Source organism: Acetobacter suratthaniensis (assembly GCF_017377745.1).
GTDB lineage: Bacteria > Pseudomonadota > Alphaproteobacteria > Acetobacterales > Acetobacteraceae > Acetobacter > Acetobacter suratthaniensis.
In genome coordinates this window covers 46187-62634 of record NZ_JAFVMG010000003.1, presented here as the reverse complement: position 1 = coordinate 62634, position 16448 = coordinate 46187, and the positions used below count along the sequence as shown (strand labels likewise).

The following is a 16448-nucleotide window of genomic DNA, read 5'->3' as shown; positions in this document are numbered from 1 at the left end:
CTGACGCCTAGGGCCGGGCTACCATGCAGGCCAGCCCGCGCTCCCGCGCCGTGGCGCAGAAAGTATGGGCGTCTGCGCTGCTCTCAAACCCAGCCACACGCAGGCGGTAGAACACGGCGCTGTTCTGCTCCGTACGCACGATGGAGGGTGTGCGCGTGCCAAACAGGGTCGGGTAGCGGGTTTTCAGGCGGCTCCATTCCTTGCGGGCTTCGGCATCGCTCTGCAGAGCCGCAAGCTGCACCTGATAGCCACCACTGCCGCCCTTGCTGGCTTGAACTGCGGCCACGGGTGCGGGCAAAGGCGCTTCCGCCGGCTTGGCCGCAACCGCTGGAGGGGCTGCGGGAGCTGGGGCCGTCGTGTTACGGGCAGGCGTTTCTTCCGCCGACTTGACCGGCTGGGCGGCAGGCGGCGCAGCATGGGCTGTCGCATCCGGCTTACCGGGCTGGGCGGAGGCCTGCCCGGCGGCGGCGCTATCGCCTTCTTCTACCGAACCGGGCGCTGTGTTGTCGGTTTCTTCCTCATCTGCCGCGCCGGAGGCCGCACCAGAAACCGCACCAGCCGGGGCTGTGGGGGCCGCCTCGGCTGTCTGGGTAGCGGCGGGCGCTGCCCCTGCAGGCGATGTTTCACCCGCGCCAGCACCTGCTCCGGCTGGTGGTGTCGCCGTGGGGCTACCATACTGGGCGGCCAGCGCTGCCGGGTTGGGTTTTTCAGGAGCGGGTACGGGGTGACCCGTCTGGTCATCAGTCTCCTCGGTCGGGCCGAGGGCATCAAGCTGCATGCCACCCGGATCAACCGGGTGGGTTTTCATGGCCACGGACGGTGGCCCCAGAACGGGAATACCGTGCGAATGGTGCCGCACCAGCGCCCAGCCACCAATGCCCAGTACCAAAAGCCCCCCCAGACCGGCCGCTCCATAGGCCAGCCAGCGGGTAATGGAATCGGTACCGGTCACACGCGCCAGCATGCTGCCCAGCAGGGCAGCTTCGGGCTTGGTCGGCGTATCGTCATAATCCGTGCTCATGCGCTCACGCGCACGGCTGATCCGATCATCCGCCGAAGCGGTTCCCCGCTCTTTTTCGTTCATCAGCGCATTTCCTCAACAGGCTCCACGCCCATGACCGCCAGACCGGAGCGGATAACCGCCGCCGTGGACGCCACAAGGGCAAGGCGCGCACGCGTGGCATCCAACGCATCCGCCTGCAAGAAGCGCAGGGCCGCATCATCACGCCCACGGTTCCACAACGCATGGAAATCCGCCGCGACATCGGCCAGATAGAACGCAATGCGGTGCGGCTCACGCGCAAGAGCAGCCGCTTCCACCATGCGGGGCCATTCCGCCAGACGGCGCACCAGCGCCATTTCGGCATCTGCGCTCAGGCTTTCAAGCCCGGCGGTGGACAGGGTGGCGGCATCGACCGGGCCGTAAGAACCATCCTCTGCGGCGGCACGCAGCACCGAGCGGCAGCGGGCATGGGCGTACTGCACGTAAAACACCGGGTTATCGCGCTTTTGCGCTACAACCAGATCGAGGTCGAACTCCATCTGGGCATCGCTTTTGCGGGTGAGCATGGTAAAGCGCACCGCATCACGGCCGACCTCGTCAATCAGGTCACGCAGGGTCACGAAGGTGCCAGCCCGCTTGGACATACGCACGGGCTGGCCATCGCGCAGGATATGCACAATCTGGCACAGCACCACTTCCAGCGGCACGGCATCGCGTGTCAGCGCCTTGACGGCAGCCTTCATGCGCTTGACGTAACCGCCGTGATCCGCACCCCAGACATCAATCATCACCTGTGCGCCACGGGCCACCTTATCGGCATGGCAACCGATGTCGTTAGCGAAATAGGTGTTGGTGCCATCGGACTTACGCAGGGGGCGGTCCACGTCATCGCCAAAATCGGTAGAGCGGAACAGGAGCTGCTCGCGCTCCTCCCAGTCCTCCGGCAGTTTGCCCTTGGGGGGCTCAAGAATACCCTCGTATAGCAGGCCCTGCTGTTCCAGCGTCTGGATGGCGGTTTCCGTCACGCCACGCGCCAGCACATCGGCCTCGGAGGTGAAAACCTCCTGATTGACGCCAAGAGCCGCCAGATCCTCGCGGATCGCCTTGAGCATATGCGCCACGGTAAAGCCGCGCACGGTTTCAAGCCATGTGGCTTCCGGCGCGGGGCGGGCTGTTCCGTCCTCTGCCGTTTCGGCCAGCTTTGCACCGTATTCGGCGGCCAGTTCCATGCCTACGGGCACCAGATAATCGCCCAGATACTGCAAGCCGTTAGGAGCCAGCTCAGCAAAGGCGTCCTGCTCCATCGTCGTGCCGAGAGCCTGTAGGTAGCGCCAGTACGCGGCCCATGCGAGTGCGCGCACCTGTGTGCCCGCATCGTTGATGTAAAATTCCTTGGTGACGGCAAAACCGGCCTTGGCCAGCAGATTAGCCAGCGCATCGCCCACCACAGCCCCTCGGCAATGGCCGACATGCATCGGCCCGGTAGGATTGGCCGAAACATATTCGACATTAACGCGCACGCCCGCCCCGATGCGAGACGCACCATAAGCCTCGCCCGCCCGCAGCACATCGGGCAGCACGCCACGCAGCACGGCAGGCTCAAGGGTAATGTTGACAAAACCCGGCCCGGCGGCGGCGGCGGCGGCAACGCCCGGCACAGCGGCAAGAGCCTGCGCCAGTTCCTGCGCGATATCGGCGGGCTTGCGTTTTGCCACACGCGCCAGCAGCAGGGCAGCGTTGGTGGCCATGTCACCGTGGGCAGGGTCGCGCGTGGGGGTCAGTTCGACGCGGGCCAGCGTGTCTTCGGCCACGTCGGGCAGCAGTTCCCGCACGGTAGCCAGAACATGATGACGGTAACGCTGGAACACACAGTCAGACATGCACACTCAATCCTGTCACTCAATAAAACGCCCGGAACCGGGGGAATACCCGGAGCCGATACGCCAAAAAAGGGGTTATCAGCCCGGAACCGACAGATCAGTCAACCGCCTATGTTCCTGCATGGCATAACGGTCGGTCATGGACGCTACGTAGTCGGCCACAACGCGGCGCAGGGCCTGCACGTCGCCATCGGGTATTTCGCGCTGCCGGTCGGCTGGCAGCAATGTAGGCGAGTCTGTCAGAATGGTGAACAGCTCGCGTGTAAGATGGCGCGCCTTGTGGGTCATGCGGTTGACCTTCCAGTGCCGGTACAGCCGCGCGAACAGAAACTTGCGAATGCCCTTGTTGGCCACACTCATGCTCTCGCTCAGCGCCACGACCGGGCCTGAAGCGGCGCGAATATCCGCCACATCTCGCGGGGCCAGATCAGCCAGACGCGCGCGCGTGCAGGACAGCGCGTCTGTTACCAGCCCGTGAATGACGCGGCGCACCATCTCATGCCGGATACGGCGCGCCGTGCGCGGATCGGAGGCAGGCAGACCCTCGGCCAGTTTACGCGCCGTGGCCAGCGCCTCACCCACCAAAGGTACGTCCACCAGATCATCCAGCGAAAGCAGGCCGGATTTCACGCCGTCATCAAGGTCATGGCCATGATAGGCAATGTCATCCGCCAGAGCGGCCACCTGCGCCTCTGCCGAGGCATAGGTAGCAAGATCAAGCGGGAAAAGCCCATCCAGCGCACTCATACGCTCGGAGGGACGGCGCAGCGGGCCGTTATGTTTGGCCAGACCTTCGAGCGTTTCCCATGTCAGGTTCAGCCCATCGAAGGCGATATAGCGCCGTTCCAGCAGCATGACCTGCCGCAGCGCCTGGGTGTTATGATCAAACCCGCCCCATGGCTGCATGAGTGTCGCCAGCGCATCCTCCCCTGCATGGCCAAAGGGGGTATGCCCCAGATCATGCGCGAGAGAGACGGCTTCTGTCAGGTCTTCATCCAGCCCCAGATTACGGGCCATGGAGCGTGCAACCTGCGCCACCTCCAGAGAGTGAGTGAGCCGGGTGCGGAAAAAATCACCCTCATGGTTGACGAAAACCTGCGTCTTGTATTGCAGCCGCCTGAACGCGGAGGAATGGATCACCCTGTCGCGGTCACGCTGCCAGGGGGAGCGCGTGTTGGATTCCGGCTCGGCATACAGCCGCCTTGCGCATCCTTCTCCCATACGCACGGCATACGGCGCGAGACCAGCTCCTGCATGTGCCTGCATCCTGCCTCATCCCCCCTGCTCAACCCGCCTGTCCCGGCGGCTTCGGTTGCGTTCAGTCTAGTGCATTGCGGGAAAGTTGACCATTGCAGGCGTGTTTCCTCTTCAAACCGGCACACGGGCGGACTATCTATGCTGGTATGACACAGCCAGCCCCTTCTTTTTCCGTATCGGATGCCGCGGCAACGCGCATCAGTTCCGTGATCGCCAAGAAACAGGCGGGCGCCACACCTCAAAGCCCCGCCCCAACTGCCCTGCGCGTTGCCGTGGAGTCGGGCGGGTGCAACGGATTCCAGTATCTGTTCACGCTTATTCCGCCACAGGCCATTAACGCCGAAGATACGCGGATCGAAAAAAACGGCGCACTGGTGATCGTTGATCCCGCAAGCCTCGACCTGCTGACCGGAGCTGAACTGGACTTTGCAGACAAGCTGATGGGCGCACATTTTGCGGTGATCAACCCCAATGCGGCCTCTTCCTGCGGGTGCGGCACGAGCTTTTCACTCGCATGAAACTCGCAACATGGAACGTTAATTCCGTCCGCCCCCGACTGGAACTGGTGCTGGACTGGCTGGCGCGCGAACAGCCAGATGTGCTGATGCTGCAGGAAATCAAATGCGAAACGGAGCAGTTTCCCGCACAGGCATTTGAAGCCGCAGGCTATGGCTGCGCGGTTGTGGGGCAGAAAACCTATAACGGGGTCGCAACCCTATCCCGCACACCGTTTGAAGTAACCAACGCGAGTCTGCCCGGCTTTACAGACCCCGCGGCACGCTATGTCGAAATCAGCACGCAGGGGCTGGTGTTGGGCAACCTCTACCTGCCTAACGGCAACTCAGGCGGAGAGGCAGGCTACGCCACCAAGCTGGCCTTTGCCGCGGCCCTGCATGACCGTGCCGAAGCCCTACTGCGGGCGAATACGGATTTTGTGCTGGCCGGAGATTACAATATCTGCCCAACAGCCGAAGACTGCGCCCCCGGCGCACTGGGGCCGGACGATGCGCTGGTGCGCCCGCAAAGCCGCGCCGCATGGCGGCGCCTGCGCTGGCTGGGCCTGACAGACGCCCTACGCGCCCTGCACCCTCAGGGAGCTGCCTATACGTTCTGGGACTATCAGGCCCGGGCATGGGAACGCGACAGCGGCCTGCGGATCGACCACATGCTGCTCTCCCCCCGTGTGGCCGAACGCCTGCACACGGCCACACCCGACCGGGATGAACGCGACAAGACACGCCCGTCAGATCACGTGCCGCTGATCGTGACGCTGTCAGAGCGGCCCTGACGTTCACACTAACGTGATAAACCCCTTCCGACTCCCTGCGTTGCACCGTCAGGGGTTGCAAGGGCCGGTTTTTTGGCCACACTAAACCCCCAACAACGGTGCCAGACACCGGACAGCCGTCCGGCTACGGCGCCGCCGTTGATGCCAAATCGAGACAGGGAGAAGACCCATGGCCTGGAACGCACCGAAAGTTACGGAAATTCCGCTGGGCGCAGAAATCAACAGCTACGTCTGCGGTCAGAAGAAATAAGACGGAACACAGTTCCTTCTGTATTTCAGCCGTCAGCCCCGGACAGGCGATCCCGTTCGGAGCTGACGGTTTTTTTTTGACTGGACTGTAGGCTGATGCTCGATATCGTTGTTCTAGGCGCTGCGGCTGGCGGTGGCTTTCCCCAATGGAACTCCAACGCGCCAGCATGCCAGCGCGCCCGCGCGGGAGACCCCGCAGCCCCGGCCCGCACGCAGGCTTCCATCGCGGTCAGTGGTGATGGTGTTTCGTGGTATGTGCTCAATGCCTCGCCCGATCTGCGTGCCCAGATCAACGCCACACCGGACATGCACCCCAAGGAAGGCCTGCGCTCCACCCCTATCCGGGGCGTGTTCCTGACCAGTGGTGAAATTGACGCCATCATCGGGCTGCTGACCCTGCGTGAACGCCAGCCTTTTGGCCTTTACGCCACGGAGCAGGTGCTCGGCCAGCTTACGGCCAACCCCATCTTTAGTGCGCTGGACAGCAGCATTGTGCCGCGCAACACGCTGGTGCTTGGCCAGCCTGTGCCGCTTGAGCCTGCGGGCCTGTCCATTACGCCCTTTGCCGTGCCGGGCAAGGTACCACTCTACGCGGAACAGGGTGAAAACCCGGCTGAAGTGCTGACCAACGGCGAAAATATCGGCCTTGAAATCACAGATGGCCGCGCCCGCGCCCTGTTCATTCCCGGCTGCGCACTCATGACCGATGCCCTGCGCGCGCGCATTCGCGGCGCGGATGCGGTATTTTTCGATGGCACGCTCTGGACTGATGACGAGATGATCCGCGCTGGGCTTGGCAGCAAAACAGGCCGCCGCATGGGCCACATGTCCATTGCGGACACACCAGATGGTACCATCGAGAGCTTCCGCTCACTCGATGTCAGGCGTAAAATCCTCATTCACATCAACAATTCCAACCCTGTTCTGCTGGCCGAAACGCCTGAACGTGCCGCGGCTGAACAGGCCGGGTGGGATGTTGCTTTCGACGGTATGAAGATCACATTATGAGCACCACAAAAGCCCCTGCCCGCCTCCTGTCCCCCGAGGAACTGGAAGCCGCCCTGCGCGCCATTGGCGCCGAACGTTACCACAACCTGCACCCGTTCCACCGTGCCCTGCATGATGGCAGGCTGAACAAGGCGCAGGTGCAGGCCTGGGCGCTGAACCGCTATTATTATCAGGCGTGCATTCCCGCCAAGGACGCCACCCTGCTCGCACGCCTGCCCACTACGGAACTGCGCCGTGAATGGCGCCGCCGCCTTGAAGACCACGACGGCACAGCCCCCGAAACCGGTGGCGTCGCCCGCTGGCTGAAGCTCACCGATGGTCTGGGCCTTGATCGGGATTATGTGGAGTCACTCGAAGGCTTGCTGCCCGGCACACGCTTTGCGGTGGATGCCTATGTGCATTTTGTGGGCGAGCGCTCGATTCTCGAAGCCATTGCCTCATCCCTGACCGAACTGTTCTCGCCCACCATCATCAGCGAGCGCGTATCGGGCATGCTGCGCAACTATAGCTTCATTACCGAAGAAACACTGGCCTATTTCAAGCCCCGGCTGACACAGGCACCGCAGGATTCGGCCTTTGCACTGGCCTATGTGAAAGAACACGCCCGCACCGCCGAACAGCAGCAGGCCGTGCTGGCGGCGCTGCGCTTCAAGTGCGATGTGCTGTGGTCCATGCTGGATGCGCTGGATTATGCCTATGTTGCACCGGGCCGTATTCCGCCGGGGTCTTTCCGCCCCGACACCACGGCATGACAGGGTCGCTCACCCCGCCTCCGATGACGGAAGACTGCGTGCCGCGCTTTGCGCGTGGCACGCGCCTTCAATACGACCGCGTGCGTGAAACATGGTTCATTCAGGCACCTGAACGGGCTTTTCTGGCCGATGCCATCGCGGTGGAAGTGCTGCAACTGGTTGATGGCGCGCGCGCACTGGCCGTGGTAATCGACACACTGGCTGAAAAATTCGATGCGCCGCGTACGGTTATCACACAAGATGTGCTGACCCTTGTGAACGACCTCGCGGCCCGACAGGTGCTGGTGCGAGCATGACTACCCCCCCTCCCATGAGCCTGCTTGCGGAACTGACTCATCGTTGCCCGCTGCAATGCCCCTACTGCTCCAACCCCCTGCGGCTTGACCCACGCACATCCGAACTGGACACCGCCACATGGCGGCGCGTGATGGATGAAGCAGCGGCCATGGGTGTGTTACAGGTGCATTTTTCGGGTGGCGAACCCATGGCCCGGCCAGACCTGCCCGATCTGGTACGCCATGCCCAAAGCGTGGGGCTTTACTCGAACCTGATTACATCAGGCGTGCTGCTTAACCCGACCTCACTCGCTGCTCTGGCGGATGCCGGGCTGGATCATATCCAGCTTTCCTTTCAGGATGCCTTGCCAGACCCCGCAGATCGGGTGGCCAATATGGCGGGCGCTCATGCCAAGAAACTCGAAGCCGCCCGGCTGATTGTTGCCGAAGGCATGCCGCTTACGCTCAATTTTGTCATCCACCGGCAGAATGCCGAGCGTGTGCCCGCCATGCTGTTGCTGGCGGAGCAACTGGGGGCGCGCCGGGTAGAAATTGCCCATACCCAGTATTACGGCTGGGGGCTGCTCAACCGCGATGCCCTTCTGCCCGACCGCGACCAGCTTGCCCTGACCGAACAGGCCGTGACAGAAGCCCGCACCCGCCTTGCCGGGCGCATGACCATTGATTTCGTCACCCCCGATTATTACGCTGAAGAACCCAAGCCCTGCATGGGCGGCTGGGGCCAGCGGTTCCTGAACATCTCTCCCACAGGGCGCGTGCTGCCCTGCCACGCGGCAGAGAGCATCCCCAACGTTGAGTTTCCCTCCGTGGCCGATGCTTCGCTGACAGATATATGGGAAAATGCGCCGCTCTTTACGATGTTCCGTGGCACGGACTGGATGCCCGAGCCCTGCCGCTCCTGCCCGGCCCAGACACTGGACTGGGGCGGATGCCGCTGTCAGGCGCTAGCACTGGCGGGCAAGGCAGATGCCGCAGACCCCGTATGCCATAAAGCCCCGGATCACGGGCTGGTGGAGCGCGCCATTACCACACGCCCCGCAACCCCTCCGGCCTTTCGTTACCGCCGTTACGGTAACGCCTGACCTTACGCCCGCTTTTTACGATCGCGCCCATACAGGGCGGCATACAGGGTGGGCAGCACCAGCAGGGTCAGGAAGGTACACGACACCAGCCCCCCGATCACCACGGTTGCCAGTGGTTTTTCCACCTCCGCCCCTTCGCTCATGGAAAACGCCATGGGAAAAAAGCCAAGGCAGGCCACCGTAGCCGTAGCCATGACAGGGCGGAAGCGATCCTGCACCGCCGCAACAGCCGCCCGGAAAGGCGTTGCCCCTTCCTTCTTGAGATCGCGCATATAGGACACCAGAACCAGCCCGTTCATGGTGGCCACGCCAAACAACGCAATAAAGCCAACACCGGCCGAAATGCTGAACGGCATGCCCCGCAGATAAAGAGCCAGAATGCCGCCCGTTGCCGCAAACGGCAGGTTGACGAACACAAGGGCTGCCAGCCCAAGCTCGCCCAGCGCCATGACCAGCAGCAGGAAAATAAGCGCCAGCATGACCGGCACCACAACCTCCAGCCGCGCAACAGCAGTTTGCAGGTTACGAAACTGCCCGCTCCATTCCAGACGGTAGCCGGGGGGCAACGGCACCTGTTCGCGCACCGCAGCTTGCGCCGCCTGCACGAAGGAACTCAGGTCACGCCCACGCACATTGGCCTGCACCATGCTGCGCCGCATGCCCTGTTCACGCCGGATGGCAGGAGGCCCATCATTGAGAATAATGTGCGCGACCTGCGAGAGGTCGATGGTTTTATCATCCCGGGTGATAATGGGCAGCGTGCGGATGTCTTCCAGATTTTCACGCGCGTCTGGCTGAATACGCACTTCGGTAGGAATAAGCGCATCATTGACAGCAACCGGCGGGCCGTAATGGCCGCCCAAGGCTTCCACCGCGTCAATCACGGAGGAAGTTTCAACATTCATGCGCGCCGCCGCCGTACGGTTTACGTCGATATGCAGGTACGGAATGGTACCGACATCCTGTGGCGCGACATCCGCAGCACCCGGCACCTTGCTAACAACTTCGGCAATCCGGGTTGAAAGTCTGGCCAGCTCCTTCAGATCCGGCCCGTAAACCCCGATAGCAATCTGTGAGCGCACACCGGAAAGCAGGTCGTCCATCCGCATCTGGATCGGCTGGCTCCAGTTATACAGCGAGCCGGGATTATCGTGTGTCAGGGCGGCGTTAAAGGCTTTAACCAGCCCTTCCTGCGTGGTGGCGGTCTTCCACTCCTCGCGGGGTTTGAGCAGGATATAGGTATCGCTCTGCTCTCCGCCCTGCGGGTCTGTGGGGATCGCCGCCGTGCCGGTCACGCTCACCACCGAACGAATATCAGGGAAACGCCGCAGCGTACGCTCTATGGCCTGCGCCGAACGCAGCGAAGCATCGAGCGAAATCCCCGGCGGCCGGGTGGAGGTCACGATTAGGTCGCCCTCCTGCAACTGGGGAATAAACTCGCCACCCAGCCGGGTTGCCAACCCACAACAAACCAGCAGGAACACCACCGCTATCGCCACGACCTCGCGCGTGTGCTTCATGCACCAGGCAGACGCCGGGCGAAACGCACGCCACAAAAACGCGATGAAACGCGTATGGTGGGGGTCGTCATGGGGGTGTCCGTCGTCATCGTCCTTCTTGGCCGCAACGGATTTGCCCGAGCCAAGCCAGACACACAAAGCCGGCACACAAACCAGCGAATAGATCAGTGATGCCACCAGTGCGAGAATAACCGTTTCCGCCATGGGCCTGAACATGCGCCCTTCCACGCCCTGTAGCGTGAGGATAGGCAGATACACCATGGCAATGATCAGCACCGCAAACACAACCGGCCGCATAACGCTGCGCACGGTGTACAGCACGGTCTGCATCAGAGGCTCGGCGGGTCTGCGGCGGTGCAGCACGTTTTCGACAATAACGAGCGAGCTATCCACCACCATACCAAAGTCAATCGCGCCCAGACTGAGCAGATTGGCCGAAATGCCAAGGTGACGCATCCCCACCATGGCCGCCACCAGCGAGAACGGAATAACGGAAATAATGATGATAGAGGCCCGCGCATCGCCAATAACCAGCAGCAGCACCGCCAGCACCAGAAACGCCCCCACCACCAGATTTTCGCGCACGGTATCAATGGTTTTGGCAGTCAGCGCCGCACGGCTGTAATATGGCTCCAGTGTCACGCCTTCAGGCAGGGTCGCCTGAATTTGTGGTAGTTCCCGGCTGAGAGCCGCAAGCGTTGAGCGCGCACTGGCCCCCTGCTGAAGCAGCACGACCGCACTCACAATCTCGCCGCTGCCATCGCGCGTGACACCCCCCAGACGCGGGCGACGACCTTTGCGCACCGTGCCGATATCACGCATATGGATAACAGCCCCATTTGGCCCGCTTTTGACCTGCACCTCGCCCAGTTCGTTCAGATCATCAATCAGGGAGCGGCCAACAATGACATGCTGTTCGTCATTATGTTCGATCCATGCGCCACCCGCGACCTCGTTGCCCGTATCCAGCGCGTGAAACACATCGCTGACTGACACCTTGTACTGGCGCAATGCCTCGGGGTTGATGGCGACCTCGTAAGTCTGCGATGCGCCGCCATTGACGTTCACATCCACCACCCCATCCACCAGACGCAGACGGGGCACCACGTTCCAGACCATCAGGCGGTTGAGGTCTTCCAGCGCCTGTTCCTTGCCCTTGATCTGCAGGTGCAGGATTTCCCCCATACCCGTTGCCAGAGGGGCCAGATCAATGCTCAGCCCCGGCACGCTCACGCTCTCACGGGCAAGAGGCAGGCGCTGCACCACCATTTCGCGGTCGCGGTAAATATCCGTGCCTTCATCAAACTGCAGATACAGCACGGCAACCCCGGTGCGCGAAACCGAGCGCATACCGCTCAGCCCCACCACACCGGACATGACTTTTTCAATGGGAGCGGTAACGAGTTTTTCGACCTCTTCCGTAGCGAGGCCCGGCGCCTGCACCGTTACCAGCACCTGTGTGGGCGAAATATCGGGCACGGGTTCAACCGGCAGGCTCCACAAATCGGCCAGTCCGGCCACCATCAGCAGCCCTACGACACAGAACAGAAAAACCCGTTTTTCAATAAACCAGCGGAAAAGCGCCATGAATTAGCCCGCCCCGCTCTGAGTGGAAAGAATGACCTGTGATTTGAGAACGAAGCTGCCCTGTGTCACCACCGTCTCACCAGCCTTGACGCCACGCAGCAGAACGATGTTGCCATCAAGCGATGGGCCGGTTTCCACCGGGCGCACCGCGTAACGCCCCGGCGCCACCCGCACAAACACCACCGGCTGGCCGTTCAGGGTCTGTACGGCGGCTTCGGGTACGATAATGCCGTTGACCTCATCGTGGAAAAACAGTCGTGTCCGCACCAGCATGCCGGGCTTGAGCCTGTTGGCGGGATTATCCAGCAGGCTACGCACCAGCACATGCTGGGTGCCGGGGTCCACACTCCCCTCAACCGCATCCACGCGCGAAGCCAGCGGTGGTTCTCCTTCTACAATCCATGTGTGCTGCCTGTTGCCCACCAGCACGCTGCGGGCATCAACATCATTCACCTGCGAGACAACCCAGACATGCGACAGGTCATCCACTTCGATCGGAGGGGGGCCTCCGGCTGTCATGTCCTGCCCACTCACCACCGACACATGGCTCACCACCCCATCAATGGGAGACACCACAACGGACTGCCCGCCTTCCACTTTTTCCATACCGGAACTGTAGCGGCGCACATGCTCGGAAGCACGGCGGGAATCCGCCTCGCGCTCCTGCACCAGTGCTCGGGCCGCACGCCAGGCTTCCTGCCGGCGTTCCACTTCCCCCACCGACAGCGCACCGCCCTTGAGCTGCTGCCCGCGCTCATAAAGCTGGCGGGCGTTACGCTCCTCAGCCCGGGCGGCCCGCAGCGAGGCTTCGTCCGATGTATTCTGAAAGATTTCGTCTCGCAGGGTGAAGTTCTCATACGCCAGCAACGGCTGACCTTTGCTAACCACCTGCCCCGGCACAACCGCTACGGAAATGACGCGGCCATCCCCTACGGGGCGAATACGCACAATCCGCCGTTCATCCGCCGCGACATAGGCTGGCGCATCGGTATGGCGCGGCAGACTGCCCGCAACCGCTGTGGCGGTATGAATATTTTCAGCCTGAAGAGCCTCATCGGAAATATCCACCAGCACCGGAGCAACAACCGCTGGCGCCGCCACAGGTTTGGAAGGGGGTGTCTGAGCCTGAGCCAAAGGCAGGAGAGCGGCAGAAAACAGAACGCAGGATAGCAGGCAGGCCGCAGGCCACGGGAAGGCTTTAAAGGTCATGGGGTCTGCCCTGTCATAAGAATGATACGCGCGATGGTGGTACGCATGGTGGCCTCCGCCTGAGCCTGCCTGTCTGCCGCATCAAGCGCCGTGCGCCGCGCACGCAGATATTCCACCAAGGGCAGTTCTCCTGCTTTCCATGCGCGGGACAGATCCGAGGCGCGCAGGTCTGACTGCTCCTGCCCCAGACGGGCATGCCGCACCTGCGTTGCCGCGGCAGCAAGCTGTGCTCTTAGCTGGCGGTATTCAGCCATAACCTTACGATGCGCCAGAACCTTATCTGCCTCGGCGCGGCTGACCGCCTGCATTTCCTTCATGACCAGCGGAGTGTTGACCGCCTCGCTAGGCAGGCCCACCTGAAACTGTACGCCAACCTGCGTATCCCATGGGCTTTCATACTGCTCCTGACGGCTGAGCATGACCCCCACCTGCGGGTTGGGCATGTAGGAATGACGCGCCACGCTGTAGCTGGCCTGTGCTTTTTTCAGTTGGGCATCCGCCAGCTTGATCCGCGGATCCTGCTCCACATCGAGTTGGTAGCCATCACGCGCCAGACGCCGTCCATCAATAGAGCCGAGATCGGGCAGGTTATCACGCCCTGTCAGGGCTTCCAGTTCTGCCCGCACGCCTTCAAGCTGCTGGCCCATATCAGCCAGCGTGCCATCGACATCCGCTTTTTCAGCAACGGCGGCCTCACGGTCGGCACCGGAAACCTCGCCCGCCGTCCATGCGTGTTCTACATCCTGCGTGGTCTGCTCCAGCACATGGCTGACAGCGGACAGGTTATTCAGCCGGGCGGACAACACCGCCCCCTGCCCCGCCAGATCCACCACCCGTGCGGCTACGGCCAGCCTTTGCACCTGCATTTGCCAGTTGGCGACTTTTTCATCCGCCTTGGCAGCGTTTTCCGTGGCTGTGCCCTGTCCGGGCAACCAGAACGGCACGGAAATGCTGCCCTGATAGGTGGTGTACCCCACCTTGCTGCCGATAAAATGGTCATCATAATACTGGCCAGCGACTGTCGGCCCGCCAGAAAACCAAGACCGCGCGGCAGAAGCACGCCGCTGGGCCGAGGTGCTGTCCGCCATGTAAGCCCCCTGCTCGGGGTCGAACAGCCATGCGGCAACAATGGCATCATGCAGGCTGAACGGAGCTGAAGCCGTGGGCGCGGCCACAACCGTTACATGCTCCGTCAGGCGGGCTGTAACGCTGGCTGTGGCCCCATAAAGTTTCGATTCCGAAACGCATAGGAGAAAGGGAAAAGCCCCAACCCCCACAACAGAACGCCATGACAGGGCCGGAAGCAAAGACGGACATCGCACGAGAGCAGAACCACCCTTGGAATTGTTACAAAGCAGGACAGAAACAAATTAAACCGGACAGATGACGGCTATATGAACGGAAATTTTATAAAAAAAAATTCATATTGTCACGCCGCAATTCCATATTGCCTTGAACTGGCTTCTGCGGCTTCAATATATAAATACATGAGAATGACCCCACGGGGATCACAGGAGCGCAACGCCATGACGGAAGAAAGAGAGTGTAAACGCCTTGGCGTCCACACCCTGTTTTCGGCCCTTCTGCTGTTATCCGCCCTCTTCGCTGGCACGCCTCTTGCCGCGGCGCAGGATTATAAAATGACCTGCCCGAACGAGCACAAGAGCATGCGCCTATCGGTATCGGGTAATTATCATGGCTACCCTTTTTCCGAGGTGGAAAAAGCCGCGCTGCAAAGTGTCGCCTGCCCGGATGACACCGCCTCCCGCAAGGCATTGCGCAATCTGGCCGCCGAGAACCTTCAGGTCAATGTCACCATCCAGCGTTATGCAGGCCAGACCCTGCGCGGCTTTGTCGCTGTCACACTTCGTTCCGGTGGGGCAACGCTTTCCAGCAGCTCATCATCCCTTTCGCAGTTTGCCAACAGCCTGCCGCCCAGTGCGCTGAGCGATAATATCTACACCACCATCCAGCGCGTATGGGACAATCTGGAATACCAGCAGGAACAGGATCCTGCGGCTACCCAGAAAGCACTCGAACACGTTTCGTAAACAACCCGCCTCTGTTTTACGGCCTGCCGTCATGGTTACAAACCGTACCCCATGCACGACACCCCAGCGCGTGATCACTTAATAAAATACGGCAGAACAGACAGCCAGTGACAGATTTATGTCACGCCCACGCAGCCCTGCCGCCAGAGCCAGTGTATAAAAAAACGGCCTCCCCATCACTGGAGAGGCCGTTTTTTACTGGCTGACAAATCTGAAACTGTTCAGCGCCGGTTGGCTTTCACCACTTCGCTGGCAAACTCCCAACAACGCCCGGCACCACGCAGCATACGCGCGATAAAGGGAGCAGATGTCGGGCGGAGCAGGCGGGAATCATAGCCAGAAAAACGCCGCTCATCTTCCTGCAGGCACAAGTCCATGAAATCGGGCAGGGTAATGTCGATATTGGCGACATCCTTGGTGCCCGTAACGGTAAAGTTGTTGTCCTGCGTATGCACCTCACCCTTGTCATCAACGGTGCGGACAAGGCTGATGCGCTCATAGGCCAGAAAACCCCAGACCGCCCACACCTTGAGTTCGAAATACGGACGACGCCACCAGGGCATGGTTGCGCGATACCAGGCCAGCCAGTTGGCGAACAGAAGGATATGGCGACATTCTTCCTGCATGATCGGCTCGAACGTGTCCGTCAGCTCCTGCGGGAAAAACCCGGAGCGCTTGGCCAGTTCAAACATGCCAAATGCAAAGAAGCTATCCACACATTCCGAAAAACCGGTGACAAGATAAGCCCACTCAGGGTCCTTCGGCTCGATGTACGGCGGTTCGGGAGCCATAGGAATGTTATAGGCGGCCACCATCTTGGCCAGCACTTCCTTATGCCGGTTTTCTTCCCACGCATTACGCGAGATGGCGTCCTTTACATCCGGGTCGCTCACCAGCGCGGCATAGGCCGCCATACGCAGCCGGGCCTTGCCCTCGGTCTGTACGGCAATATCCCAGATCGGCAGGGAGACAATCTTGTGCAGCGTCTCGGGATCGAGCTTGGGCCACTCAATTACGGAGGGCCGATACGGATTGAACGTGTCACGGAACATCTCAGCCATGGCGCGTTTATGTGCATCAGACCCCGGCTTGAGCCGCCCCGTAACAGGGCTTTGCCAATGACGCGCACGGTAATCCGCCTGCGCGACCGCTTCCGCGCTGGGCGGCGGGGGCAGATCGTCCATGCTGTCGGGGAGTTTGGAGTAAATCTCGCTCAGAGAACCCATAGTGAGGAACCTGTCTTTTATTGAGGAACCCCCGGCAGGC

Annotated in this window: 15 protein-coding genes; 8 read left to right on the top strand and 7 right to left on the bottom strand. The window is 61.4% G+C overall.

What is annotated here, in order from left to right:
- Nucleotides 1-7: 7 nt before the first annotated feature.
- The 3 genes from J2D75_RS05015 to J2D75_RS05005 all read right to left on the bottom strand — a co-directional run bounded on the left by J2D75_RS05015 (nucleotide 8) and on the right by J2D75_RS05005 (nucleotide 4149).
- A complete protein-coding gene (locus J2D75_RS05015) occupies nucleotides 8-1084 on the bottom strand; it encodes an SPOR domain-containing protein (protein WP_207853459.1) in 1077 nt (358 codons plus the stop codon).
- On the bottom strand, nucleotides 1084-2883 hold the full coding sequence (gene argS, locus J2D75_RS05010; protein ID WP_207853456.1) for an arginine--tRNA ligase: 1800 nt from the start codon (nucleotides 2881-2883) through the stop codon (nucleotides 1084-1086). Before argS ends, J2D75_RS05015 begins: the two co-directional genes overlap by 1 nt.
- Nucleotides 2884-2961: 78 nt before the next feature.
- A complete protein-coding gene (locus J2D75_RS05005) occupies nucleotides 2962-4149 on the bottom strand; it encodes a deoxyguanosinetriphosphate triphosphohydrolase (protein WP_207853455.1) in 1188 nt (395 codons plus the stop codon).
- A gap of 137 nt (nucleotides 4150-4286) precedes the next feature.
- Here J2D75_RS05005 and J2D75_RS05000 point away from each other — a divergent pair, with 137 nt between their 5' ends.
- From J2D75_RS05000 to pqqE, 7 genes are all read left to right on the top strand, one after another.
- Nucleotides 4287-4658, top strand: a complete 372-nt coding sequence (locus tag J2D75_RS05000; RefSeq protein WP_207853452.1) for a HesB/IscA family protein — start codon at nucleotides 4287-4289, stop codon at nucleotides 4656-4658.
- Nucleotides 4655-5428, top strand: a complete 774-nt coding sequence (locus J2D75_RS04995) for an exodeoxyribonuclease III (protein ID WP_207853450.1) — start codon at nucleotides 4655-4657, stop codon at nucleotides 5426-5428. Before J2D75_RS05000 ends, J2D75_RS04995 begins: the two co-directional genes overlap by 4 nt.
- Nucleotides 5429-5597: 169 nt before the next feature.
- Nucleotides 5598-5678, top strand: coding sequence for a pyrroloquinoline quinone precursor peptide PqqA (gene pqqA, locus J2D75_RS04990; protein WP_035370857.1), 81 nt, complete (start codon nucleotides 5598-5600; stop codon nucleotides 5676-5678).
- A gap of 95 nt (nucleotides 5679-5773) precedes the next feature.
- Complete coding sequence (gene pqqB / locus J2D75_RS04985) at nucleotides 5774-6685, top strand: pyrroloquinoline quinone biosynthesis protein PqqB (protein ID WP_207853448.1); 912 nt, start codon at nucleotides 5774-5776, stop codon at nucleotides 6683-6685.
- Nucleotides 6682-7437, top strand: coding sequence for a pyrroloquinoline-quinone synthase PqqC (gene pqqC / locus J2D75_RS04980; protein WP_207853446.1), 756 nt, complete (start codon nucleotides 6682-6684; stop codon nucleotides 7435-7437). Before pqqB ends, pqqC begins: the two co-directional genes overlap by 4 nt.
- Complete coding sequence (gene pqqD / locus J2D75_RS04975; RefSeq protein ID WP_243428514.1) at nucleotides 7434-7733, top strand: pyrroloquinoline quinone biosynthesis peptide chaperone PqqD; 300 nt, start codon at nucleotides 7434-7436, stop codon at nucleotides 7731-7733. The genes pqqC and pqqD overlap by 4 nt, the downstream gene beginning before the upstream one ends.
- Nucleotides 7730-8815: a pyrroloquinoline quinone biosynthesis protein PqqE gene (pqqE, locus tag J2D75_RS04970; protein ID WP_207853444.1), complete on the top strand. Its 1086-nt coding sequence runs from the start codon at nucleotides 7730-7732 to the stop codon at nucleotides 8813-8815. Before pqqD ends, pqqE begins: the two co-directional genes overlap by 4 nt.
- A gap of 2 nt (nucleotides 8816-8817) precedes the next feature.
- Here the strand turns inward: pqqE and J2D75_RS04965 are convergent, their stop codons facing one another.
- The 3 genes from J2D75_RS04965 to J2D75_RS04955 are packed head-to-tail and all read right to left on the bottom strand — an operon-like array spanning nucleotide 8818 to nucleotide 14453.
- Nucleotides 8818-11922, bottom strand: coding sequence for an efflux RND transporter permease subunit (locus tag J2D75_RS04965; protein WP_207853442.1), 3105 nt, complete (start codon nucleotides 11920-11922; stop codon nucleotides 8818-8820).
- Between the two features lie 3 nt (nucleotides 11923-11925).
- Nucleotides 11926-13131 carry an efflux RND transporter periplasmic adaptor subunit gene (locus tag J2D75_RS04960; RefSeq protein WP_207853440.1) on the bottom strand — a complete coding sequence of 402 codons (1206 nt, stop codon included), beginning with the start codon at nucleotides 13129-13131 and terminating at the stop codon, nucleotides 11926-11928.
- Nucleotides 13128-14453 carry a TolC family protein gene (locus J2D75_RS04955; protein ID WP_265782903.1) on the bottom strand — a complete coding sequence of 442 codons (1326 nt, stop codon included), beginning with the start codon at nucleotides 14451-14453 and terminating at the stop codon, nucleotides 13128-13130. The genes J2D75_RS04960 and J2D75_RS04955 overlap by 4 nt, the downstream gene beginning before the upstream one ends.
- Before the next feature lie 204 nt (nucleotides 14454-14657).
- On the opposite strand from J2D75_RS04955, the gene J2D75_RS04950 reads away from it, so the two are divergent.
- Nucleotides 14658-15182, top strand: coding sequence for a hypothetical protein (locus J2D75_RS04950; RefSeq protein ID WP_207853439.1), 525 nt, complete (start codon nucleotides 14658-14660; stop codon nucleotides 15180-15182).
- A gap of 221 nt (nucleotides 15183-15403) precedes the next feature.
- Here J2D75_RS04950 and J2D75_RS04945 read toward each other — a convergent pair whose 3' ends face one another.
- Nucleotides 15404-16408 (bottom strand): ferritin-like domain-containing protein, encoded by a 1005-nt coding sequence (locus J2D75_RS04945; protein WP_207853438.1) that lies wholly within the window; start codon nucleotides 16406-16408, stop codon nucleotides 15404-15406.
- Between the last annotated feature and the right edge of the window lie 40 nt (nucleotides 16409-16448).